Origin of the sequence: Tropicibacter sp. S64, from assembly GCF_049803835.1 — a bacterium.
Taxonomy (GTDB): Bacteria; Pseudomonadota; Alphaproteobacteria; order Rhodobacterales; family Rhodobacteraceae; genus Pacificoceanicola.
Window position 1 is genome coordinate 25,146 of record NZ_JBNAGK010000008.1, and the last position, 21,060, is coordinate 46,205.

Below are 21,060 nucleotides of genomic sequence, written 5' to 3' on the forward strand. Positions count from 1 at the left end.
AATTAACCAGGCTCGCGGATAAAAGGCGCATGCAAACCCGCACTTCGCCCCTTTCACCCGACATCTGGTTACACGATCTCTTCGCCTCGAAGGCCGTCCAGCAGGGAGAAGTCATCCGCCGCACGAAGCGCGATATCGAACGTTTCGTCGGCATGGAGACTTTTCTGTCCGAAATCAATCGGCGCGGTTTCCAGGTCGCGGAAAACGCGGGTCAACTCATCATCTTCTGCAACCGCGCCTAGGTCCGCTGGCTTACGGAGCCGCCTGGCCCGATTTCTTCAAAAGAAATCGGACCGAAATCTTTTGAAGATTTCGGCCCCCGCCCAAGTTGACGTAACCCTAAACACATCGGACACTCCGCCAAATTCCGGAGTCTCGCCATGCGCCCCTTCCTCCTCCCTCTCCTCCTCCTCGCCGCCCCCGCCCTCGCCTGGGAAGAACCGGCACGCGGCACTGCGACCCGCACCAACATCATGGACGCGATCCGCCCGCACATCGAATGGGCGCTCGGAGCCCCTGTGGAATTCGTCGTCTGGGACCTGCGCCGCGACGGCGATGTGGCCTTTGCCAGTCTCATGGCCCAGCGCCCGGGCGGCGGGGTGATCGACGTCTACGCCACCCCGGCGCCCCGGCGCGGCGAGATCGACCCGGAGGTCGGCGACGGGGCCACCGTGCAGGCGCTGCTGCAGAAGTCCGGCGACACCTGGGTCGCCACGCACCACGCCATCGGCGCCACCGACATGTGGTGGGCCTGGGAGGAATTCTGTCCGATCTGGCACACCGTGATCCCCGAAGTCTGTGGCGGTTGATCCGTCAAGCACAGAGCCGGGAACTTTTCCGCGAACCCGGGGTTGTGAATGCAGATACGCTTCACACACCAAACGGGAGTTTCTCTCATGGAATATGGCCTTTTCGGACTGCTGGTCCTCATCGCGGACCTCTATGCCATCTACAACGTGCTGACCTCCGGCGCCTCCACCGGGGCAAAGGTTGTCTGGACCCTCGCCATCCTGATCCTGCCGGTGCTTGGCTTCATCGCCTGGCTGGTCGCAGGCCCCCGGGGCCGCGCGGCGCACGTATAAGACGCCGCATCCCTTCAGACTTCATACCTTTGAACTGCAAGCGGGCCTCCACCAGGGGGCCCGTTTCCCGTTTCACATTGCCCCCGTCCCGATTTTTCCCTTGAACCTGATAGCGCTCACAGCGTTAACCTGTTCCGGCACACACGAACCGGGATTTTTGCCATGCCACTGACAGCCTTCGACCACGTCAACGTTCGGACCGCCAATCTGGACGCTATGACTGCATGGTATGGGCGCATCCTGGGCCTGCATCCGGGGCCGCGCCCTCCGTTCAACGTCGGCGGGGCCTGGCTCTACCTCGGCGATCAGCCTTACGTGCACCTTGTGGAGGTGGCGAGCCCGCCCGAGGCGGCGGGAAACACCACGCTGGAACATTTCGCCTTCCGCGCCAGGGACATGCCCGCCTTCATTGCCCTCCTGAAAGACAACGGTATCGTCCACAGCATCGACGAAGTTCCGGAGTTCCCCATCGTTCAGGTCAACTTTCACGACCCGGATGGCAACCACATCCACGTCGATTTTCACAAGGAAGAACTGGCGTCGCTCTGATCAGGACAGACCGTCCGGACCGTGCTTGAGGATCACCGGCACGATCAGGTCTTCCTCGTCCTCCAGATGACGGAGCAGCATGGCCTCGAAGGACAGGACCTCTTCGCGGAACACGCCCGGTTCGGTCTGCCCCTTGATCACGCCATTGGCCGCCGCGGTGAACCGGTTCAACAGGCCGTCCATGGCGTGGTGATCGCGGTCGAGGATCTCGAAACCCCGCTCCAGCGCCCGTTCCTTGCCGCTCAGGATCGGGAAGTAGTGCATGTCCTCGATCTGGTGGTGGCCATGCAGGCTCTGCACCAGCATGCCCCCGAACCGGGAGAGTCGCGGCAGCATCTGCTCCCGCGCCAGACGCCCGTCCTGCGCCGCCTCCGCATCGCTGCGCAGCATCTCCGACAACCGCCGGAACATCATGTGCCGGTCGAGCCAGAAGGCGACCAGACCGGCGAAATTCTCATGTGACTGCCAGGCATCGCGCGGGAAATCCGCCACAAGCGCACGCAACGCGTCCGGCAGCCCTTCGCGGGTTTTCAAATCGAGTGTCTCATCCATACGCGCAAGGTGGGCAGGCGCACGCGGATGTCAACGCAGCACGTGCACAGCACATCTCGCATGGCGCACAACCTGCGTGGCCGTCGAGCCGAGCAACAGGTCCTGCATCCCCGGACGATGCGAGGCGATGACGATCAGGTCGACGCGATTCTGCTCCGCCCAGTCGATGATCGCCCGACCCGAGTGGCCGTCGATGACGCGCCCCTCGCCGCCAGGCACCTGGGCCGCCATCTCGTCCAGTTCGTTCTGGATCGCCTTCTTCGACTGCGCCGTGAAGTCCGCCGGAACGTAGTTGATGGCATAGCCGGGCACCGTCTCCATGACGTGGACCAAAATGATCCGGGCGCCGTCCGCCGCCAGCCGCCGCGCCACGGCGATCGCCGCCTGCGCCTTGTCGTTGCCCTCCTCATCGAAGGCGATCGGAACCAGAATGGTGGTATACATGTGGTCGTTCTCCTACCCTGCCGTCCGGCCGCCCCTGGGGCATGGGCCGAAACCATGGACCAGTGTCGCACACGCCCTGAGGTTGATCCTTGATGGAGATCATGCCCGAAAGGCTCCTCAATTCGGACACATTCGCCCCGTAGCACTGAGAACCATAGCAGAACGTTATCCGATCTTGACCCGATCCCCTGTCAGAAGACGCCGGTCCGGTCATTTGATGCCATGTGGGTGGCCCGTCAGGGTCTCCCGGCCCCATGGGTCTCCCGTCAAGAAACGCGAGGAGCAAGCGGATGCGTTACCTGATCGCCGAAACCAACTGGGACATGATGACTCTGGCACAGGAGCTGGTCACCAACGGAACCCTGTTGACCCGGACAGACCGGCCCGAAGATCTCGAACACTTTGCGCGGATCGGTCAGGTCGACCTGATCCTCCTCGCCGCGGGCCAGCTGGGCCGGGACGGCGTGACAATCGACAGCCTGCGCGCGGCGAATCCGCGTGCCCCGATCGCACTGGTCGCCCGCAACACGACCTCGGAGCAGATGGCCACCTGGATCATGGCCGGGGCCGACACCGTGATCGACCCGCGCACCGACCACGAGGAAACCCTTGCCCGTCTGCAGGCCGTGGCCCGCCGGGCGCATGGACTTGGCCGCCCGGTGCTGCAATACGGCCCGCTGCGCGTCGATCTCATGCACCGCCGCGCCCACATCGGCGACGTGCGGCTGAAACTGACGCCGAAGGTCTACGAACTCCTCGAGTTCATCGCCCTGCGTCCCGGCCGCCTCGTGACCCGTGAAAGCCTGCTGACCCATATCTACGGTCTCGAGAACGAACCGGACCCGCGCGTCTTCGACGTCTACATGTGCAACCTGCGGTCCCAACTGGCGGCCTCGGGCGGCGCGGTGGACATCGAGACGGCGCGTGGCTCCGGGTTCCGCTTCGTCGCGGACGACATCCCGGACGCCGCCATCGCCGCCTGATCCGCCTCTGCGTTGCAGGTTCTCCGCGCCGCCCCGGTTTCTGCCGATCCCGCCCCGTTTTTCTTGACAGCTCCGCGCAGGCGGGGCCAAACAGGGGCGGATCAAAAAACCGATCGCCCGGCAACAGGGCGGCCCGAGCAGAACAGAGACGCCATGACCAGCAGCAGCCAGCGCATCGAGGATTCCCTGCGGGAAACCATCATTTCCCAACCGGACATCATCCTGGACGACAAGGATCTGATGCATGCGCTGATCGCAGCCAACGAACGCGCCATGGGCGGCAACATCATCGACCTGCGCGGCATCGCCATGGAGCGGCTCGAGGCCCGGCTGGACCGGCTCGAGGACACGCACCGCTCGGTGATCGCCGCCGCCTACGAAAACCTCGCCGGGACGAACCAGATCCACCGCGCCGTGCTGCGCATGCTCGACCCGGTGGAGTTCGAACCCTTCCTACATGACCTGGGCGGCGAAGTGGCCCAGATCCTGCGGGTGGATTCGGTCCGCCTCGTGCTGGAGAGCGCCAATGCCGAGGGCGAGATCGCCGTGACCCGCCTTGGCGACGTGCTCTCCGTCGCCGAACCGGGTTTCGTGACGGACTATGTCTCGGAAGGCCGCGAGGCACCGTTGCGGCCTGTCACCCTGCGCCAGATCGAACAGGGCACCGGCCAGATCTTCGGCGACAAGGCCGACTGGATCCGCTCCGAGGCCTGCCTCAAGCTCGACTTCGGCCCCGGCCGCCTGCCGGGCCTGCTGGTACTCGGCTCCGAGGACCCGCACATGTTCACGCCGCAGCAAGGCACCGATCTGCTGGCCTTCTTCGGCGGCGTCTTCGAACGCGCCATGCGGCGCTGGCTCAGCTGAGAGCCGATAACACACCCGCTGCCACGGGTCCCGAAACCTGAAAGGCGCGCCGGCAAGGCGCGAACCGTGGCACCATGACGCTGGACATCTCCCCCGCCGCCCGCGACGCCCTCGCCACCTGGCTCGACCACACGAAGGCGCTCAAGGACGCCTCCGGGAACACGCTGACCGCCTATCGCGGCGACGTGCTCGATTTCATCGTGTTCCTGACCGGCCACAAGGCCGAGCCGCAGGGCCTCGCCCCCCTCGCCCGCGTGACGACCTCCGACATGCGCTCCTGGATGGCCCACCTGCGCGGCACCGGCGTCGCCTCGCGCTCCATGGCGCGCAAACTCTCGGCGGTAAAGACCTTCTACCGCTGGCTGGCTGAACGCGAGGGATTCGAGCCCACCGCCGTGCTCTCTGCCCGCGCGCCGAAGTTCCAGAAGAAACTCCCCCGCCCCCTGACCGAAGACGCCGCCCGCGCCATGATCGACACCGTCGAGATGCAGTCGCAGACCGGCTGGATCGGGGCCCGCGACGCGGCGGTCATCACCCTGCTTTACGGCTGCGGGCTGCGGATCTCCGAAGCCCTCGGCCTGACCGGCCGCGACCTGCCCCTCGGCGAGTCGCTCCGAATCCTCGGCAAGGGCAAGAAGGAGCGCATCGTTCCCGTCCTGCCCATCGCCCGCCGCGCGGTGGACACCTACCTGCGGCTTTGCCCGCACCCGATGGCCGCCGACCTGCCTGTCTTCCGCGGCGCGCGCGGCGGCCCGCTGAACCCGCGCACCATTCAGAAAGTCACCGAGCAATCGCGCATGCAACTCGGCCTGCCCGCCACCGCCACACCCCACGCCATGCGCCACAGCTTCGCGACGCATCTGCTCTCCGCCGGGGGCGATCTGCGTGCCATTCAGGAACTTCTCGGGCACGCCTCGCTGTCCACGACCCAGGCCTATACCTCCGTGGATCAGGTCCAGCTGATGAAGGTCTACGAGGCGACCCACCCCAAGGCCGGATAACCGCCCCCGTGTTTCTTCTCTTTGAAAATACTCGAAAAGTTCCGCGCTTGCCCCGGGTGTCCGGCCAAACGGACGCGCTTGCGCTCATCCGGGCGCAAGCCTAGGCTCGCACCGAACGCCCCCTGACAGGACCCCTCGCGATGAAACTGATCCACTCCCCGGCCTCGCCCTTCGTGCGCAAGACCGTCGTGACCCTGCACGAAACCGGCCTGTTTCCGCAGGTCGAACTGGTCAATGTGACGACAACCCCCTTGGCCACCGCGCCCGAGGTCGCCGCCGCCAACCCGATGGGCAAGATCCCCGCGCTGGTGCGCGACGATGGCCCTGCGCTCTACGACAGCCGGGTGATCTGCCGCTATCTCGACGCAAAGGCCGGGACCGCCCTTTATCCCGAAAGCCGGATCTGGGATGTGCTGACGCTGGAGGCGACCGCGGACGGCATCATGGAGGCCTCGCTGGCGATCGTCTACGAGACCCGTTTCCGCGATCCCGAGATGCAGTCCACCGAGTGGATGGAGGCGCAATGGGCCAAGGCCAGCCGTGCGCTTGATGTGCTCGAGTCGCGTTGGCTCAGCCATCTGAACGGCCCGCTCGACATGGGCCAGATCGCCGTCGGCTGTGCGCTCGGCTACATCGACCTGCGCCACAGCGCGCGCGACTGGCGTGCGGGACGCAGCGGTCTGGCCGCCTGGTTCGAGACCTTCGGCGCACGCGAGTCGATGCAGGCGACGAAACCCGCCTGAAGCCTTCCTGACAGCACGTAGGGCGGGGCTGTGCCCCGCACCTGCCTCAGAAGTTCAGCGAAATGCCGACGTTCAGCGCGTTGGTCTTGATGTCGGTCTTGAAGGTGCCACCCTCGTCGAACTCACCTTCGTTGGACGAGTAGGTAAACTGGTACTCGCCGAACACCGAGAAGCGGTCATTGATCGGATAACTCGCCCCGGCGGTCAGGCGCATCGCCGGGCCGGTGACCTGGAAGCCATAGGTGCGGCTGCCGCTGGCGTGGTCCGCGTCGACGTGCGGGAAGGCAATCCCGAGGCCGCCGCCCACATAGGGGGTGATCGCGCCCCACTGGTCCGGCCAGCGGCGCATGACATTCGCGGTCAGCACGTTGTGCCCGTCCGAGAACTCCAGCCGCGAGAACCCCAGCGCCGATTTCACGTCGCTCGGGGCATAGGCCTTGGTATGGGTGTACTCGAGCCCGAATCCGAGCGTCTCGCTGCGCCACCACGTCACGCGGGCGCCGTAGTAGGGCGGCATCTCGAACGACTTGCCGTCCCAGCCGACCAGTTGATCATAGGAGCCGCCACCGTTCGGCAGTTCGCCCGACAGACGGCTGTGCGGCAGGGTTTGCCAGCCGGTATAGAACGACAGTTCCATCTCCGCCGCCGCCGGGCTGGCAAGCGTCGCGAGAAGGGCCGCACCGGCCGTCGTGGATAGAATCAGGTGTCGCATGGTGCGCCTTGGTCAATGTCTCGATGTCAGATAAGCATTGCGGGGGTCGCGTTTCAACCGCGACACATCCGCGCTTATTGCAATCAGGGGCTTTTGTGTGCTGGACGCCTCACGTCAGCTTGGCTAATAACCGCCGCGGAACGGCTGCGATTTATCGCGGCCCTTGGTTGTATTCCGGCCAGACAAGGCCCCGAAAGCAATGGAGCGAATCTCGTGTCACACGCAGAAGATCACGAAGGCACCCGTAGAGACTTTCTCTACTATGCCACGGCAGGCGCAGGGGTCGTCGCCACGGGCGCGGCTGTCTGGCCGCTGGTGAACCAGATGAACCCCTCCGCCGATGTCCGGGCGCTCGCGTCCATCCGCGTCGACGTCTCCGGTGTCTCGACCGGGACCCAGCTGACGGTGAAGTGGCTCGGAAAGCCGGTGTTCATTCGCCGCCGCACCGAGACGGAGATCGAGGAAGGCCGCGCGGTCGCTCTCTCCGACCTCGTCGACCAGAACGCCGAGAACGCCAACATCGACGCCGGTGCCCCGGCGACGGACGAGAACCGCACCCTCGACGAGGCCGGCGAATGGCTCGTCATGATGGGCGTGTGCACACACCTCGGCTGCGTGCCGCTCGGGGACGGCGCCGGCGACTACGATGGCTGGTTCTGCCCCTGCCACGGCTCTCACTACGACACTGCCGGCCGGATCCGCAAAGGGCCCGCACCGCGCAACCTGCCGGTTCCCCCGGCGGAATTTGTCGACGAAACCACAATCCTGCTGGGATAAGGAGACGCGCGAATGTCCGGTATTCCGCACGACCATTACGAACCGAAGTCCGGTGGGGAGAAGTGGCTGCACAAGCGCCTTCCGATCCTGGGCCTCGTCTATGACACCATCATGATCCCCACCCCCAAGAACCTGAACTGGTGGTGGATCTGGGGCATCGTGCTTGCCTACTGCCTGGTCCACATGATCGTGACCGGCGTGGTGCTCGTGATGCACTACACCCCGCATGTGGATTACGCCTTTGCCTCCGTCGAGCACATCATGCGCGACGTGAACGGCGGCTACATGATCCGCTACCTGCATGCCAACGGCGCGTCGCTGTTCTTCGTCGCCGTCTACATCCACATCTTCCGCGGTCTCTACTACGGCTCCTACAAGGCGCCCCGCGAAGTGACCTGGATCGTCGGCATGCTGATCTACCTCGCCATGATGGGCACCGCCTTCATGGGTTATGTGCTGCCCTGGGGCCAGATGTCCTTCTGGGGTGCCACGGTGATCACCGGCCTGTTCGGGGCCATCCCGCTGATCGGCGAGCCGATCCAGACCTGGCTCCTCGGCGGGCCCGCCGTGGACAACGCCACGCTGAACCGCTTCTTCTCGCTGCACTACCTGCTGCCCTTCGTGATCGCGGCCCTCGTCGCCATCCACATCTGGGCCTTCCACACCACGGGCAACAACAACCCGACCGGTGTCGAAGTGCGTCGCACCTCCAAGGCCGACGCCGAGAAGGACACGCTGCCCTTCTGGCCGTATTTCGTGATCAAGGACCTCTTCGCCCTCGTGGTGGTGCTGGTTGTCTTCTTCGCCGTGGTCGGCTTCATGCCGAACTACCTCGGCCACCCGGACAACTACATCGAGGCAAACCCGCTGGCGACGCCCGCCCACATCGTTCCGGAGTGGTATTTCCTGCCGTTCTACGCGATCCTGCGTGCCTTCACCTCCGAAGTCTGGGTCGTACAGATCGCGTCCTTCGTGACCGGCGGCATCATCGACGCCAAGTTCTTTGGCGTGCTGGCGATGTTCGGCGCCATCGCCGTCATGGCACTGGCACCCTGGCTCGACACCTCCTCCGTTCGCTCGGCGCGGTATCGCCCGATGCTCAAGTGGTGGTTCTGGCTGCTGGCCATCGACTTCATGGTGCTGATGTGGCTCGGCGCGATGCCGGCGGAGGAGCCCTACGCCTCCTTCTCCCTGATCGCCTCGGCCTACTGGTTCGGCTACTTCCTCGTCATCCTCCCGCTCATGGGCGTGATCGAGAAGCCGCTGCCGACGCCGGACACCATCGAGGAAGACTTCAACGCGCACTATGGCAAGGGTGACGCAGCCGGTCATCCGGCTGAGTGATCGAAAGGACCGTTTGAGATGCTCAAGAAACTCACCCTCTCGGCCCTGACGGCCCTGACCCTCTCGGCCGGCGGCGCCTATGCCGCCGGTGCCGAGGGCCACATCGAGGACTTCGACTTTTCGTTCGAAGGCCCGTTCGGCACCTATGACCAGCACCAGCTGCAGCGCGGTCTGCAGATCTTCACCGAGGTCTGCTCCGCCTGCCACGGCCTGAAATTCGTGCCCTTCCGCTCCATGTCCGAAGAGGGTGGCCTCGGCTACTCCGAGGACGAGGTCCGGGCCTACGCCGCCCAGAACTTCGAAGTGTTCGACAGGGAACTCGACGATTTCCGCCCGGCCCGCCCGGCGGACAAGTTCCCGGCCAACACCGGCGTCGGCGCTCCGGACCTGTCGCTGATGGCGAAGGCCCGCGCGGGCTTCCACGGCCCCTATGGCCTTGGCATCAACCAGTTCCTGCATGGCATCGGCGGCCCCGAGTACATCGCCTCCATCCTCACCGGCTACACCGGCGAGACCATGGAACAGGCGGGCACGACGCTGTACGAAAACCACGCCTTCCCGGGCGGCTGGATATCCATGGCGCCGCCGCTGGCCGGCGAGGACGTCGAATACGCAGATGGCCACTCCAACGAGCTGCACCATGAAGCGCAGGATGTGGCGGCGTTCCTGATGTGGACCGCGGAACCGAAGATGATGGCGCGCAAGCAGGCCGGTTTCACCGCCGTCCTGTTCCTCGTCATCCTCTCGGTGCTGCTGTACCTGACCAACAAGCGCATCTGGAAGCCGGTGAAGAAGAAGGCCAAGTCGGCCTGATTTCCTCCGCTTCGATGGTTCGGAAAGCCCCGCCTCGTGCGGGGCTTTTTGCGTCTGGCGAGGGGTTTCGCCTTGCTAGCGCAAGGCGACCGGCGCGCTGCGCGCGCCGTGAAAAATTTCCGGGGCGAAATTTTTCGTCCGGGGCTTTGCCCCGGCCGCCTGCGGCGGCCTCCCCAAGGGATTTGAAGACCAAAGAAGTCCGGGCCTGTGCACCTGTAGGGCGGGGTTTTACCCCGCACCCGTCCCAAGGTAGTCGCGAAGCGCGTCCGGCGGCTCCGCGAAAAGCGTTTGCGTTGCGACAGGGGCATGGACGCGGCCCGCGTCGATGAAGATGGTCTCTTCCGAAAAGACCCGGGCGTCTTCGGGATCGTGGCTGACCATCAGCACGAGGGCGCCGGTGTCGGCGGCGACGGTTTCGACCTCCGTCAGCATGGCCCGGCGCAGCGCCGGGCCGAGCGCCGCAAAGGGTTCGTCGAGCAGCAGGATCGGTCGCGCCTGCAGGAGCACCCTGGCCAGCGCACAGCGCGCCTGTTGCCCGCCTGACAGGGTGCCGGGCCTGCGATCCCCCATATCGTCCAGCCCCATGCGCCGCAGCGCCTCGTCCACGCGCCCTTGCTGCGCCGGATCGAGCCGCCCGCCGTCCGGCCGCAGCGCCAGCCCGAGATTTCGCTGCACCGTCAAGTGCGGAAACAGATTCTGGTCCTGGAAGAGCATCGAGACCGGCCTCGCCTGCGGCGGTTCATCGGCCAACTCCCGACCGTGCCAGGAAACCCGCCCCGCGTCCGGTTTGCGAAAACCCGCGATGACGTCAAGCAGGGTCGATTTTCCCGCGCCGGATGGTCCGATCACCGCGACCCGGCGGCCCGCCGCCAATCTCAGATCGCCTTCGAGGACAAAGCCGTCCTGGTCCAGCCGCAGTCCCGAGATCTCAAGCACCGATGCGCCCTCCCCTGTCCAGAAGCCAGAACAGCCCGAGGCTCAGCACCAACAGCAACAGCGACGCCCCCGCCGCCGCCTCCATCTGGTAAGACCCCATGAGCCGATAGACCTGCAGCGGCAGTGTCGCCCGGTCAGGATCGGCGAAGAGGGCGATCACGCCGAGGTCGCCCATGGCCAGCGCCGCCGTCAGCCCCGCTGCGAAGCCCATCGGCCGGCGCAGGCGCGGCAGCAGCACCAGCCGGACCCAGGCAGAGGGCGTCAGCCCGATGCTGGCGGCCAGCCGGGCAAAATCCGTCCGGATCGCCTCGGCCTCCGGTCTGAGGATGCGCAGGGCAAAGGGCAGCGCCATGAGCGCGTTGACCAGCCCCGTCACCGGCAACGCCATGGAAAACGGGTTGATGACCGGGCGCAGGATCAGGAACAGTCCGGTGCCCAGCACCAGCGGCGAGATCGCGATGGCGGCGAGGGCCAGCAATTCACCGCGGCGCGTCGCCAGTGGCAGGGCCCAGGCCATGCAGAGCAGCGTGGAGCCGGCTGCAACGGCCAGGGAATGGCCCGCGGCCCGGATCGTGTCGGCTCCGAGCAGGGCCAATCCCGGCGCACCGCGCAGGACGACGAGACCCAGCGGCAGAAGCAGGAACACCGAGACCAGCGCGATCCAGAGGCAATCCCCGGCCCGCGCCGTCAGGCTCCCGCCATCCCACCGTGGCTGATGCCGGTCCAGTCCCGCGCCGAAGCCTGCCCCGAGCGACACGCGCCAGGCCACGCTCCCCGCCGCCAGCGCCAGCGCCAACTGCACGGTCGCCAGCAAGGCCGCGCGCCCGAGGTCGAAATCGAAGCGCATCGCCTGGTAGATGGCCAGTTCCACTGTAGTCGCCTTCGGCCCGCCGCCCAGCGTCAGCGCCACTGCGAAGGAGGTGAGGCAGATCACGAAGATCACCGCGAAGGCGCCGGGAAGGATACGCGCAAGCATCGGCCCTTCGAGCACGCGGACCATGGCCCAGGGAGTCAGGCCAAGCGAGGCCGCAAGCCGGAAGCGTTCCGCCGGGATGGCCAACCAGCCCTGCAAGAGCATGCGCACCGCCAGCGGCAGGTTGAAGAACACGTGCGCCAGGACGACGCCGTGCAGACCGTAGATATCGAAACGAGGAAGGCCGAGCCCGGCCAGTGCCGAATTGATCAGGCCCGCGCCGCCGAACACCGCCAGAAGCCCCATCACCGCGACGATGACAGGCAGGATGAACGGCGCACCCAGCAGCGCAACCAGCAGCCCGCGCCCGGCAAAACGCCGCCGCGCCAGCGCCCGCGCCACGGGTACGGCAAACACGCAGCTGAAGACCGCAGACAGGAACGCCTGCCAGAGGGTGAAGCGTACCGCCTCCAGGTCGCCGGGCCGGAAGGCGCCGAAGCCTTCCGCCCGGATCAGCACAACGGCAATCGGCCCCAGCGTCAGAAGCACCAGGGCCGTGCCCGCGATTATTGCGAGAGTGCGCTGCGCCATGCCTCGATGGCCTCGTCCCGCAGGGCTGCCGCCTCGTCCTCGGAGTAGAAGAGCACCTTTTCCGGCAGGTCGAGCTTCTGGAACCCCTCGGGCCACTTGTCCTGCGGCAGCGCCGCCGGAATCGACCAGTTGCCGGTCGCGATCATGCCCTGAAACGCTTCGGACAGGATGAAATCCATGAACTGCTGCGCCAGTTCCGGCTGGTCGCTCGATGCGACCTTCGCCGCCAGTTCGACCATGAAGTAATGCCCCTCCGGGAAGATCGCCGCCTTCTTCGTCTCGTCCCCCTCGGCGATGATGTGGTAGGCGGGCGAGGTGGTGTAGCTCAGCACCATGTCGGCCTCGCCGTCGGTAAAGAGGCCATAGCTCTCGGACCAGCCGCGCGTGACGGTGACGATCTTCGGCGCCAGTTTCGCCCAGGCCTCCCCGGCCCTGTTGCCGTAGACGGCCTGGACCCAGAGCACCAGCGCCAGCCCGGAAATCGACGAACGCGGGTCCTGAATCACCAGCCTCAGGTCATCCGTCGCATTAAGCAGATCGTCAAAGGACGCCGGCGGATTGGCCACCTTGGTCGTGTCGTAGATGAAGGCGGTGTGGCCGTAGTTGAACGGCAGGAAGACATCGTCGGTCCAGTCGATCGGCAGTGTCAGCGATGACAGATCGACGCCATGCGGCGCAAAAAGACCCGACTCCCGCGCCTTCTTCGTCACATCGGTGTTCAAGCCGATGACCACGTCTGCCTCGGTGCGTTCCCCTTCGAGCAGCAGCCGGGGCAGCAGATCGCCGGGTTTGAATTGCAGATCGCAGCCGCACTGTGCTTCGAACAGCGTTTCGATTTGCGGACCCGGCCCCCATTCGGAGGTGAAATAGTCGGGCGCGTAGACGGTGAGAACAGGGGTATCCGCCAGCGCCATGCTGGCAACAAACATTCCCGCTGCACATATGAGGGCCTTCATCGGGCATCTCCTATCTGTGCGGCGGAAGGCAAGATAAGGGGCCATTTCGGCTGTGTCCCGACCTTCCCTCCGCCGGTGTTAACCGGTTCAGGTTCAACGGGTTGATGCGTTTACGCAAATCTCAGGCGGATCAGGCTCCACCACCCCGAGGTAACGCGGAACCTAGGGCCGCGACCCGGGCAGTTCAAGCGGGAAAACGCTTGAGGGCGTGCGGCCGCTGGCCTAACAGGTGCGCAAAGGAGTAAGCCCATGAGCCTCAACACCTTCGGACATCTCTTCCGTGTCACCACCTGGGGCGAGAGCCACGGACCGGCGCTCGGCGCTACGGTAGACGGCTGCCCGCCGGGCGTGGCGATCGACGAGGCGACGCTCCAGCTCTGGCTCGACAAGCGCAAGCCGGGGCAGAACAAATACACCACGCAGCGGCGCGAGCCGGACGCCGTGCGCATCCTCTCCGGTGTGTTCGAGGGCAAGACAACCGGCACGCCGGTGCAACTGATGATCGAGAACACCGACCAGCGCTCGAAGGATTATGGCGACATCGCCGAGAAATTCCGGCCCGGCCATGCGGACATCACCTATTGGCAGAAATACGGCATCCGCGATTATCGTGGCGGCGGGCGGTCCTCCGCGCGCGAGACCGCGGCGCGGGTTGCGGCGGGCGGGCTCGCGCGGGCGGCGCTCGACGCGCTGGCTCCGGGCATCGAGATCCAGGGTTACATGACCCAGATGGGCCCGCATGGCATCGAGGGCGAACGGGATTTTGCGCAGATCGACCAGAACCCGTTCTGGGTGCCTTCCGCGAAGACCGCGGAAACCTGGGCTGGATATCTCGAAGAGCTGCGCAAGTCCGGCAACTCCGTCGGCGCCATTGTCGAGGTGGTCGCCCGAAACGTGCCCCCGGGTCTCGGCGCGCCGATCTACGGCAAGCTCGACACGGACCTCGCCGCTGCGATGATGTCCATCAACGCCGTGAAGGGCGTGGAGATCGGCGAAGGCATGGCGGCAGCGATGCTGACCGGCGAGGAGAACGCCGACGAGATCTTCATGGGCAACGACGGCAAGCCGGTGTTCAGTTCGAATCACGCGGGGGGCATCCTGGGCGGCATCTCGACCGGGCAGGACATCGTCGTGCGCTTTGCCGTGAAACCCACGTCCTCGATCCTGAAGACCCGCCAGACCATCACCAAGACGGGCCAGCAGACCGAGATCATCACCAAGGGCCGTCACGATCCCTGCGTCGGTATCCGGGCGGTACCCGTGGGCGAGGCGATGATGGCATGCGTGATCCTCGATCACCTGTTGCTGCACCGGGGCCAGATCGGCAACGCAGGTGGCAGGATCGGTCCGGCCTGACCGGAAGACATGAGCCCGGCCCATGCCGGACCGGGCTTGTCTGGGGGCTTATCCCCCTCAGAAATCGCTCCAGACTCCGACCTCGTCGTTCACCGCCACCTTTGATCGGACAACCGAGGGTGCTGGCGTCGAGGGTTTGATCTCGGCCTCATCCCAGGTACCGGCGGTGTCCAGCGGCTCCGGTTCGACCTCAAGGTCGCTCTCGCCGAGGGCGCTGACCGGGCGATCCCTCACCACCGGCTCGACCACGTCGTCCTCGTCGAACATCTCTACCGCTCCGACGTCCCCGGAGACCCGCGCCGCCGGGCCGGTCCCGCCGGAGAACTCCGACAGCAGACCGGACAGACGATCCGCCTCACCGCTCAGTTCGCGGCTGGCTTCGGTGGTTTCGTTGACCATGGCGGCGTTCTGCTGGGTCACCTTGTCCAGCTCGGAGACGCCTACATTGATCTCCTGCACACCCTGTGCCTGCTGCTGCGCGGAGGCCGAGATTTCCGCCACCAGTTCCGAGACTTCGTTCACGCTCTCGACGATGTCCTTGAGCGTCACGGAGGTTTCCTCCACCAGTCGCTCACCGGCCGCCACCTGATCCGAGCTGTTCGAGACGAGTTCCTTGATCTCGCTGGCCGACTCGGAGGCCCGCTGCGCCAACCCGCGCACCTCGGATGCCACCACGGCGAAGCCCTTGCCGGATTCCCCGGCCCGCGCGGCCTCGACGCCCGCGTTCAATGCCAGCAGGTTGGTCTGGAAGGCGATGTCGTCGATCACTCCGATGATCTGGGTGATCTGCTCCGAAGACTTGGCGATGGAGCCCATGGCCGACTGCGCCCGCGCCATGACCTCGCCGCCCCGCTCCGCACGTTCCCGGCCCGTCACAACCTTCGCCTCTGCGCTCTTGGCCCGTTCCGCCGCGGATTGGACGCTCGACGCCAGTTCTTCCAACGCCGCGGCGCTTTCCTCCAAGGTCGCAGCCTGCAGCTCCGAGCGGCGCGCCATCTCCGAGGACATCCGGGTCAGTTCCTGCGCATTGCCCTGCACACGGTCGCCGCTGTCCCGCAACTGGCCAACCAAATCGTCGATACCAACAACCAAGCCGTTGAAATCATCACAGAGTTTCACGTAATCTTCACCCAGGCGCGACCACTCCTCACTGTTCAGACGCTGGTCGAGGTCGCCCAGCTTGAGCGCCGTCATCGCCTCCCCGAGGACGGCGAACAACGCGACGCGCCCCTCGTTCAGCTCACTCTCCTTCCGGGCGGCACGGCTGGCCTCCGAAAGGCGATTGCGCAGGTCCGACACATTCTGGGCGATGCCCCCCAGTTCGTCCTTGCGGTCAGTCCCGGCAATCTCCCCGTCGAAACGCTCCTCGGTCAGGTCGCGAATCGACGCGGCAATGGCGTGGATCGCCTTCGACAAGGCCTTGCCGAACAGCAGCGCTGTGGCAACAGCGCCGGCAAGCCCAACAGACGCGACCGAGAGTATCAAGACCTGCGCCCAGTTGGAGATGCGAGAGACTTCCGCGCTCAACTCTTCCGTTGCCTGATCGGTCAGTTCGGCCAGCGCGGCCAGTTTGAACAACGCATTGCGCAAGGTATGGTCCGCCGTCTCGATGACCGTGGCCCGCTCCTCCACGGATGTCGCGGCCCTGGCCTGTTCCGCCAGTCCGGAAATCACACCCAGCAACTCGCCGATCTGCCCCAGTTCCTGCACCAACCGCTCCGTCTGCCAGGGCTGGTCGGACACCGTTCGGAGATCAGTGACCACCTCGTCGATGCGGGTCGCGATCGGGTTCCAGGTCTCCGACACGTCGGAACCATACCGCAACAGCTTGCCCTCGGCCTCGAGAAGGGTCAGTTCCGTGTGCATCATGAAATCGTCGGCAGCAAAATACATCGACAAACGGTCGGCATTGTCCGTCAACCGCTTTTCGACGACCCATGACGTGCCAGCCACCGCCGCCAGCGCCAGGATCAACACCGACATTGCCATGAAAACCTGCGTTCCCACCGGGAATCTGCTCAACACCTTGCCCATCTCACACCTCGAAAGTCTCACCGTGCCAGGGGCAATCCCCGGCTGGCACCCGTGACCTTATTGGCCCGTGCGGGTTAACAACCTCTGGTCCGGCACTGTGGGAAATCGTTAAAATGCTGGCCGTCAGGCGGGCTTCTTCGGCGGCAATTTCGAGAGTTGCACCGCAAGGATTCCCGCCGCGATGATCGCCACTCCGACCATGTCGAGCGGTCGCAGCGCCTCTCCCAGAAGGACGGCAGCGATGGCTACCCCAAAGAAAGGATTGAGAAAATGGAAGGTCGCGGCGCGCACCGCGCCGATCCGGCCCACCAGAAGGAACCAGACCAGCGTCGCCGCCAGCCCCGGCACCAGCGTGGTGTAAACGAAGGCGGCGATCAGGGCCATCGACCATTCGACTTGTAAATTTTCGAACGCGGCGAACGGCATCAATGCGACGCTGCCGACGAGCATCTGCAGGCCCACGACCATCAGCATGTTGCCGCCCGATGTCGCCCCGCGCATGGACAGCGTCGCCACGGTCAGCGCCACCGCACCGACGACGCAGAGCGACACGCCGAAGACGTCGAAGCCCCCGCCGAATCGAGCCCCCACGATCAGCGCGACACCCACCATGCCTGCCAGGAGACCGAACAGGCTCAATGGACGCAGCCGGTCGCCCAGAACCAGCCATCCGGCCAGGGCCACGAGCAGCGGCATGGTTGAGGCGATGATCGCGGCCAGGGAGGCTTCCACCGTCTGCATCGCGAAGAAATTCAGCCCGAGGTAAAGAGCGTTCTGGCATACGCCAAAGATCACCGTTGCCCGCCACTGCGCCCGCGTCAGGCGCCAACTCTGACCGAGCGCCCGGGCGATCAGCACCGCCAGCGTGCCCGAGATCAGGAACCGGACCGCCAGTGCCGACAACGGCGGTGCCGCGGCCACGATGATCCGGGCCGAGGTGAAAGCCGAGGACCACATGACCGCGAAGGCCAGTCCCATCAGAAGTGCGCGTACATCCATGCCCGCTTCTGTAGAAGGCACCGCGGCCGGAGGAAACCGGATTCTCACGCCCAACGGCACCGCGCCGCAGAGCTCCGTTGCCGGAATGACCCGCGATTGCTAGGCTCCCGCCATTGAACCACAAATGCCGAGGCCCTTGCCCATGAAACCGTTTCTTTCCGCCCTCGCCGCTCTTGCGGCGACTTCCGCGCAGGCCGACATCGACGCCTCCAACCCGGCACGCATCTACGATCTCCTGCGCTCCGAAGGCTACGCCGTGGAGCTTGGTGCCGACAGTATGGGCGACCCGAAGATCTCCGCCAAGTACGAGGGCAGCAATTTCCAGATCTTCTTCTACGACTGCACTGACAACGTGTCCTGCCGCACCATCCAGTTCCAGACCGCTTATGACATGAGTTCCGGGATGGAATACCCCAAGGCCAACGAATGGAACGCCACCAAGCGGTATGCCAGCGTCTATCTCGATGACGAAATGGACCCCTTCCTGCAGATGGATGTGAACGTCGACTACGGCGTCTCGGAGCAGAATTTCGTCGACAATTTCAAGATGTGGACCCGGGTGCTGAAGGACTTCGAGGACTTCATCGACTGGTAAGCGCCTGGCCCGCGAACCAAAAAGCCCCGCCTGACGCGCAGGCGGGGTGAGTTGATGCCTCGGATGACACTCACAAGGCACCGGCGGTGTTCATGAAACCGTAGGAGATCAGCCCGGATGGGCGTCCATTTCTGCGCGGATCTGCTGGCGCAGCACGTCGATCGGCACCGTCTTGCCGTCGCGACGGAAACACCAGTAGGTCCAGCCGTTGCAGCTCGGCGCGTTCTCCAGCGCCGCGCCCACCTGGTGGATGGAGCCGCGCACGTCGTCGCCGATCAGCGTGCCGTCCGCACGCACCTTGACCTTGTGGCGGCCGTTCATGCTCCAGAGTTCCTCACCCGGGCGCAGCATGCCGCGCTCGACCAGCTGGCCGAAGGGCACACGCGGGGCGGCGCGTTTCGATTGGCTGACCTCGAGCGCGGAACGATCAAACGGCCGGATCTCCGCGATGCGCTTTTCCGCGACCGTGCGATAGGCCTCCTCGCGTTCGATCCCGATCCAGTCGCGGCCGAGCATCTTCGCCACCGCGCCCGTCGTTCCGGTGCCGAAGAACGGATCGAGCACCACGTCGCCGGGGTTGGTCGATCCGATCAGGATACGGTGCAGCAGGCTCATGGGCTTCTGCGTCGGATGCGCCTTTTCGCCCTGCTCGTCCTTGAGCCGCTCGCCACCGTTGCAGATCGGCAAAACCCAGTCGGAACGCATCTGGATACCCTCGTTCAGCGCCTTCAGCGCCTCGTAATTGAACGTGTATCTCGCCCCCTCGCTCTTCGACGCCCAGATCATCGTCTCATGGGCGTTGGTGAAGCGTTTGCCACGGAAGTTCGGCATCGGGTTGGCCTTGCGCCAGACCACATCGTTCAGGATCCAGTAGCCCTCGTTCTGGAGCGCGGTGCCGACCCGGAAGATGTTGTGATAGGAGCCGATCACCCAGATCGCCCCGTCGGGCTTGAGCAATCGGCGGGCCGCCTTGAGCCAGTCCTGGGTAAACGCGTCATAGGCGGCGAAACTGCTGAATTGATCCCAGTGATCGTCGACGGCGTCGACACGGGAGTTGTCCGGGCGATGCAGATCGCCCTTGAGTTGAAGATTGTACGGCGGATCGGCAAAGATCAGGTCCACCGAGGCCTCCGGCAGACTGTTCATGATCTCGATACAGTCGCCTGCCAAGATCGTGTTGAGAGGGAGCGCCTCGGCGCCCTTCAGCTTGGTCATCTTCGTCATTCTCTGCCTCTGTCCCCGGCGCTTTTTGCGCTCTCGTACCTTGGCCTAGAAATTGAATCCTAACCGATTCGAGGTCAATTTTGTTTTTTAATCAGTCACTTGAGAAATTATCTTGATACAAGATATTGTGCACGGGTCGGAACGAACGCCTATGGTGTGGGGTCACCCCCAGATTTCGGAGTGCATCTTTGTGACACTTGGTCGGGTATCCCGCGTTTGTTTCCCAACCATATCCCGGATACTGTGTCGCGATCTTTTTCATGACATCATCGCGCCATGTTTTGGCCACAATTGAGGCCGCCGCGATGGAAGGCGATTTGCTGTCGCCCCTGACGATGGGGGTGCCGGGACAGGGCAGATCGGACGGATTCCGGTTGCCGTCGATCAGCGCGTGGTCAGGCGGGCGCGGCAAGGCCGCAAGGGCGCGGCGCATGGCAAGGTAGGTCGCCTGCAGGATGTTGATCTTGTCGATCTCCTCGACGCTGGCAAAGCCTATGCCGACCTCCGCCTGCTGGCGGATCAGCAAGGTCATCGCCTCGCGTCGCTTCGGGCTCAACATCTTGGAATCGCGCAAACCCTCCGGAAAGGCCTCCGGGTTCAGCACGACCGCGGCGGCCACCACCGGACCCGCCAGTGGCCCCCGGCCCACCTCGTCCACGCCCGCGACGCGCAGGCCCCTGCCCCAGAAGGGCGACTCGAAATTCGTGTTCAACGGTTCCATCCCCCGGTGAAACCGCAAACCGGCGCCCCGGGCAAGCCTCAGCCGACGTTTGGCGCCAGTTCCACCCGGTTCCCGGAGTGATGCGCCATCCGCCAGGCATCTTCCGCACGCGGCAGCAGCGCCTCCACGGGTTCCTTCTCGCCGCGGACCGCGATGCCCGCCGAGAGCGTCACGCCGGGCAGTTCGCGCACCGTGGCCATCTTCACCGCATCGCAGAGCCTCTCCGCAACATGCCGCGACACGACACGCCCTGCCCCTTTGAGCCAGACCCCCATCTCCGTCTCGCCGGTATGTCCAACGAGATCTCCGATGCGCAGCTCGTCGCGCAGCGCCTGCCCGGCCTGCGCCAACAGCGCGTCGGCCAGTTCGGCGCCGTGCTCCGCGCGAATCCCCTCAAGGTTGTCGATGTTCAGCCAGACCAGCGTACCCTCGCCCTGTCGCCGCAGCGCCACCTCGAACCCGGCTTCATCGAGGACGCCGGTCAGCGGATTGATGTTGGACTTGGCGTATCGCGGATCCAGCTTCGCGCCTAGGGCCTGTGCGATGGCGTTGGTCACAGCCATCATGCGGCCAACGCTGTCCCGGAACTCCGTCGGCAACACACGGTATTCCCGCCGCGCCTTCATCACCGACAGCGCCTGTTCCAACGTGCGCAACGGCACCATCAAAGCCGACAGTCCCGTGACCGAGAAGAACATCCCGGCGCCCGTGGAGATGAAGAAGATCACGAACTCGGCGCTGGCCAGCGCGCGCGCGCCGGCCGTGAATCCCAGATAGCACACCACCAGCGCCAGCGGCAGCAGTTGGCCGATGAGCGCAATGCACATCAACTTGGCTCCGAACGATGATGGAAACACGCGATTCATGCTCC

At 65.0% G+C, this 21,060-nt stretch carries 24 protein-coding genes and 1 riboswitch; of the genes, 13 read left to right on the forward strand and 11 right to left on the reverse strand.

Annotation, left to right across the window (positions count from 1 at the left end; genetic code table 11):
• The first annotated feature begins 29 nt into the window (after positions 1 to 29).
• From ACP159_RS13565 to ACP159_RS13580, 4 genes are all read left to right on the forward strand, one after another.
• On the forward strand, positions 30 to 242 hold the full coding sequence (locus tag ACP159_RS13565) for a hypothetical protein (protein WP_425100267.1): 213 nt from the start codon (positions 30 to 32) through the stop codon (positions 240 to 242).
• Between the two features lie 138 nt (positions 243 to 380).
• Positions 381 to 809, forward strand: coding sequence for a hypothetical protein (locus ACP159_RS13570; RefSeq protein WP_425100268.1), 429 nt, complete (start codon positions 381 to 383; stop codon positions 807 to 809).
• An 87-nt stretch (positions 810 to 896) separates the two neighbouring features.
• Positions 897 to 1,082, forward strand: coding sequence for a PLD nuclease N-terminal domain-containing protein (locus ACP159_RS13575; protein ID WP_425100269.1), 186 nt, complete (start codon positions 897 to 899; stop codon positions 1,080 to 1,082).
• A 162-nt stretch (positions 1,083 to 1,244) separates the two neighbouring features.
• Positions 1,245 to 1,631 (forward strand): VOC family protein, encoded by a 387-nt coding sequence (locus ACP159_RS13580; RefSeq protein ID WP_425100270.1) that lies wholly within the window; start codon positions 1,245 to 1,247, stop codon positions 1,629 to 1,631.
• Here ACP159_RS13580 and ACP159_RS13585 read toward each other — a convergent pair whose 3' ends face one another.
• Both ACP159_RS13585 and ACP159_RS13590 read right to left on the reverse strand, forming a co-directional pair.
• Entirely contained in the window at positions 1,632 to 2,183 is a 552-nt protein-coding gene (locus ACP159_RS13585) for a hemerythrin domain-containing protein (protein WP_425100271.1), read from the reverse strand.
• Positions 2,184 to 2,213: 30 nt separating this feature from the next.
• Positions 2,214 to 2,627: a universal stress protein gene (locus ACP159_RS13590; RefSeq protein ID WP_425100272.1), complete on the reverse strand. Its 414-nt coding sequence runs from the start codon at positions 2,625 to 2,627 to the stop codon at positions 2,214 to 2,216.
• A gap of 290 nt (positions 2,628 to 2,917) precedes the next feature.
• Between ACP159_RS13590 and ACP159_RS13595 the strand changes: the two genes are divergently transcribed.
• The 4 genes from ACP159_RS13595 to ACP159_RS13610 all read left to right on the forward strand — a co-directional run bounded on the left by ACP159_RS13595 (position 2,918) and on the right by ACP159_RS13610 (position 6,218).
• Positions 2,918 to 3,610: a winged helix-turn-helix transcriptional regulator gene (locus ACP159_RS13595; protein WP_425100273.1), complete on the forward strand. Its 693-nt coding sequence runs from the start codon at positions 2,918 to 2,920 to the stop codon at positions 3,608 to 3,610.
• Positions 3,611 to 3,763: 153 nt separating this feature from the next.
• The gene (locus ACP159_RS13600; protein ID WP_425100274.1) at positions 3,764 to 4,474 is read left to right on the forward strand and encodes a DUF484 family protein; all 711 of its coding nucleotides are present in this window, start codon (positions 3,764 to 3,766) and stop codon (positions 4,472 to 4,474) included.
• Positions 4,475 to 4,548: 74 nt separating this feature from the next.
• Positions 4,549 to 5,475, forward strand: a complete 927-nt coding sequence (locus ACP159_RS13605) for a tyrosine recombinase XerC (RefSeq protein WP_425100275.1) — start codon at positions 4,549 to 4,551, stop codon at positions 5,473 to 5,475.
• A 140-nt stretch (positions 5,476 to 5,615) separates the two neighbouring features.
• A complete protein-coding gene (locus tag ACP159_RS13610; RefSeq protein WP_425100276.1) occupies positions 5,616 to 6,218 on the forward strand; it encodes a glutathione S-transferase in 603 nt (200 codons plus the stop codon).
• A gap of 46 nt (positions 6,219 to 6,264) precedes the next feature.
• Here the strand turns inward: ACP159_RS13610 and ACP159_RS13615 are convergent, their stop codons facing one another.
• The gene (locus ACP159_RS13615) at positions 6,265 to 6,930 is read right to left on the reverse strand and encodes an outer membrane protein (protein WP_425100277.1); all 666 of its coding nucleotides are present in this window, start codon (positions 6,928 to 6,930) and stop codon (positions 6,265 to 6,267) included.
• A gap of 213 nt (positions 6,931 to 7,143) precedes the next feature.
• Here ACP159_RS13615 and petA point away from each other — a divergent pair, with 213 nt between their 5' ends.
• Genes petA through ACP159_RS13630 form a run of 3 tightly spaced genes read left to right on the forward strand, consistent with a single transcriptional unit; the run spans position 7,144 to position 9,864 of the window.
• Positions 7,144 to 7,707, forward strand: a complete 564-nt coding sequence (gene petA / locus ACP159_RS13620) for a ubiquinol-cytochrome c reductase iron-sulfur subunit (RefSeq protein WP_425100279.1) — start codon at positions 7,144 to 7,146, stop codon at positions 7,705 to 7,707.
• Between the two features lie 12 nt (positions 7,708 to 7,719).
• Positions 7,720 to 9,051 (forward strand): cytochrome b, encoded by a 1,332-nt coding sequence (gene petB / locus ACP159_RS13625; protein ID WP_425100280.1) that lies wholly within the window; start codon positions 7,720 to 7,722, stop codon positions 9,049 to 9,051.
• An 18-nt stretch (positions 9,052 to 9,069) separates the two neighbouring features.
• Positions 9,070 to 9,864 (forward strand): cytochrome c1, encoded by a 795-nt coding sequence (locus ACP159_RS13630; protein WP_425100281.1) that lies wholly within the window; start codon positions 9,070 to 9,072, stop codon positions 9,862 to 9,864.
• Positions 9,865 to 10,092: 228 nt separating this feature from the next.
• On the opposite strand, the gene ACP159_RS13635 is transcribed toward ACP159_RS13630, so the two are convergent.
• The 3 genes from ACP159_RS13635 to thiB are packed head-to-tail and all read right to left on the reverse strand — an operon-like array spanning position 10,093 to position 13,260.
• Positions 10,093 to 10,800, reverse strand: coding sequence for an ATP-binding cassette domain-containing protein (locus tag ACP159_RS13635; protein WP_425100282.1), 708 nt, complete (start codon positions 10,798 to 10,800; stop codon positions 10,093 to 10,095).
• The gene (locus ACP159_RS13640; protein ID WP_425100283.1) at positions 10,793 to 12,304 is read right to left on the reverse strand and encodes a thiamine/thiamine pyrophosphate ABC transporter permease ThiP; all 1,512 of its coding nucleotides are present in this window, start codon (positions 12,302 to 12,304) and stop codon (positions 10,793 to 10,795) included. Before ACP159_RS13640 ends, ACP159_RS13635 begins: the two co-directional genes overlap by 8 nt.
• The gene (gene thiB, locus ACP159_RS13645; RefSeq protein ID WP_425100284.1) at positions 12,280 to 13,260 is read right to left on the reverse strand and encodes a thiamine ABC transporter substrate binding subunit; all 981 of its coding nucleotides are present in this window, start codon (positions 13,258 to 13,260) and stop codon (positions 12,280 to 12,282) included. Before thiB ends, ACP159_RS13640 begins: the two co-directional genes overlap by 25 nt.
• A 47-nt stretch (positions 13,261 to 13,307) precedes the next feature.
• A riboswitch (TPP riboswitch) is annotated at positions 13,308 to 13,418 on the reverse strand.
• Between the two features lie 91 nt (positions 13,419 to 13,509).
• Here thiB and aroC point away from each other — a divergent pair.
• Entirely contained in the window at positions 13,510 to 14,616 is a 1,107-nt protein-coding gene (gene aroC / locus ACP159_RS13650) for a chorismate synthase (RefSeq protein WP_425100285.1), read from the forward strand.
• A 57-nt stretch (positions 14,617 to 14,673) separates the two neighbouring features.
• On the opposite strand, the gene ACP159_RS13655 is transcribed toward aroC, so the two are convergent.
• Positions 14,674 to 16,599 carry a methyl-accepting chemotaxis protein gene (locus tag ACP159_RS13655; RefSeq protein WP_425100286.1) on the reverse strand — a complete coding sequence of 642 codons (1,926 nt, stop codon included), beginning with the start codon at positions 16,597 to 16,599 and terminating at the stop codon, positions 14,674 to 14,676.
• Positions 16,600 to 16,773: 174 nt separating this feature from the next.
• Positions 16,774 to 17,649, reverse strand: a complete 876-nt coding sequence (locus tag ACP159_RS13660) for a DMT family transporter (protein WP_425100287.1) — start codon at positions 17,647 to 17,649, stop codon at positions 16,774 to 16,776.
• Positions 17,650 to 17,791: 142 nt separating this feature from the next.
• Here ACP159_RS13660 and ACP159_RS13665 point away from each other — a divergent pair, with 142 nt between their 5' ends.
• The gene (locus tag ACP159_RS13665) at positions 17,792 to 18,244 is read left to right on the forward strand and encodes a YbjN domain-containing protein (RefSeq protein WP_425100288.1); all 453 of its coding nucleotides are present in this window, start codon (positions 17,792 to 17,794) and stop codon (positions 18,242 to 18,244) included.
• Between the two features lie 108 nt (positions 18,245 to 18,352).
• On the opposite strand, the gene ACP159_RS13670 is transcribed toward ACP159_RS13665, so the two are convergent.
• From ACP159_RS13670 to ACP159_RS13680, 3 genes are all read right to left on the reverse strand, one after another.
• On the reverse strand, positions 18,353 to 19,468 hold the full coding sequence (locus ACP159_RS13670; RefSeq protein ID WP_425100289.1) for a site-specific DNA-methyltransferase: 1,116 nt from the start codon (positions 19,466 to 19,468) through the stop codon (positions 18,353 to 18,355).
• A gap of 91 nt (positions 19,469 to 19,559) precedes the next feature.
• On the reverse strand, positions 19,560 to 20,189 hold the full coding sequence (locus ACP159_RS13675) for a ribonuclease HII (protein WP_425100290.1): 630 nt from the start codon (positions 20,187 to 20,189) through the stop codon (positions 19,560 to 19,562).
• Positions 20,190 to 20,227: 38 nt separating this feature from the next.
• Positions 20,228 to 21,016, reverse strand: coding sequence for a GGDEF domain-containing protein (locus ACP159_RS13680; RefSeq protein WP_425100291.1), 789 nt, complete (start codon positions 21,014 to 21,016; stop codon positions 20,228 to 20,230).
• Positions 21,017 to 21,060 lie beyond the last annotated feature (44 nt).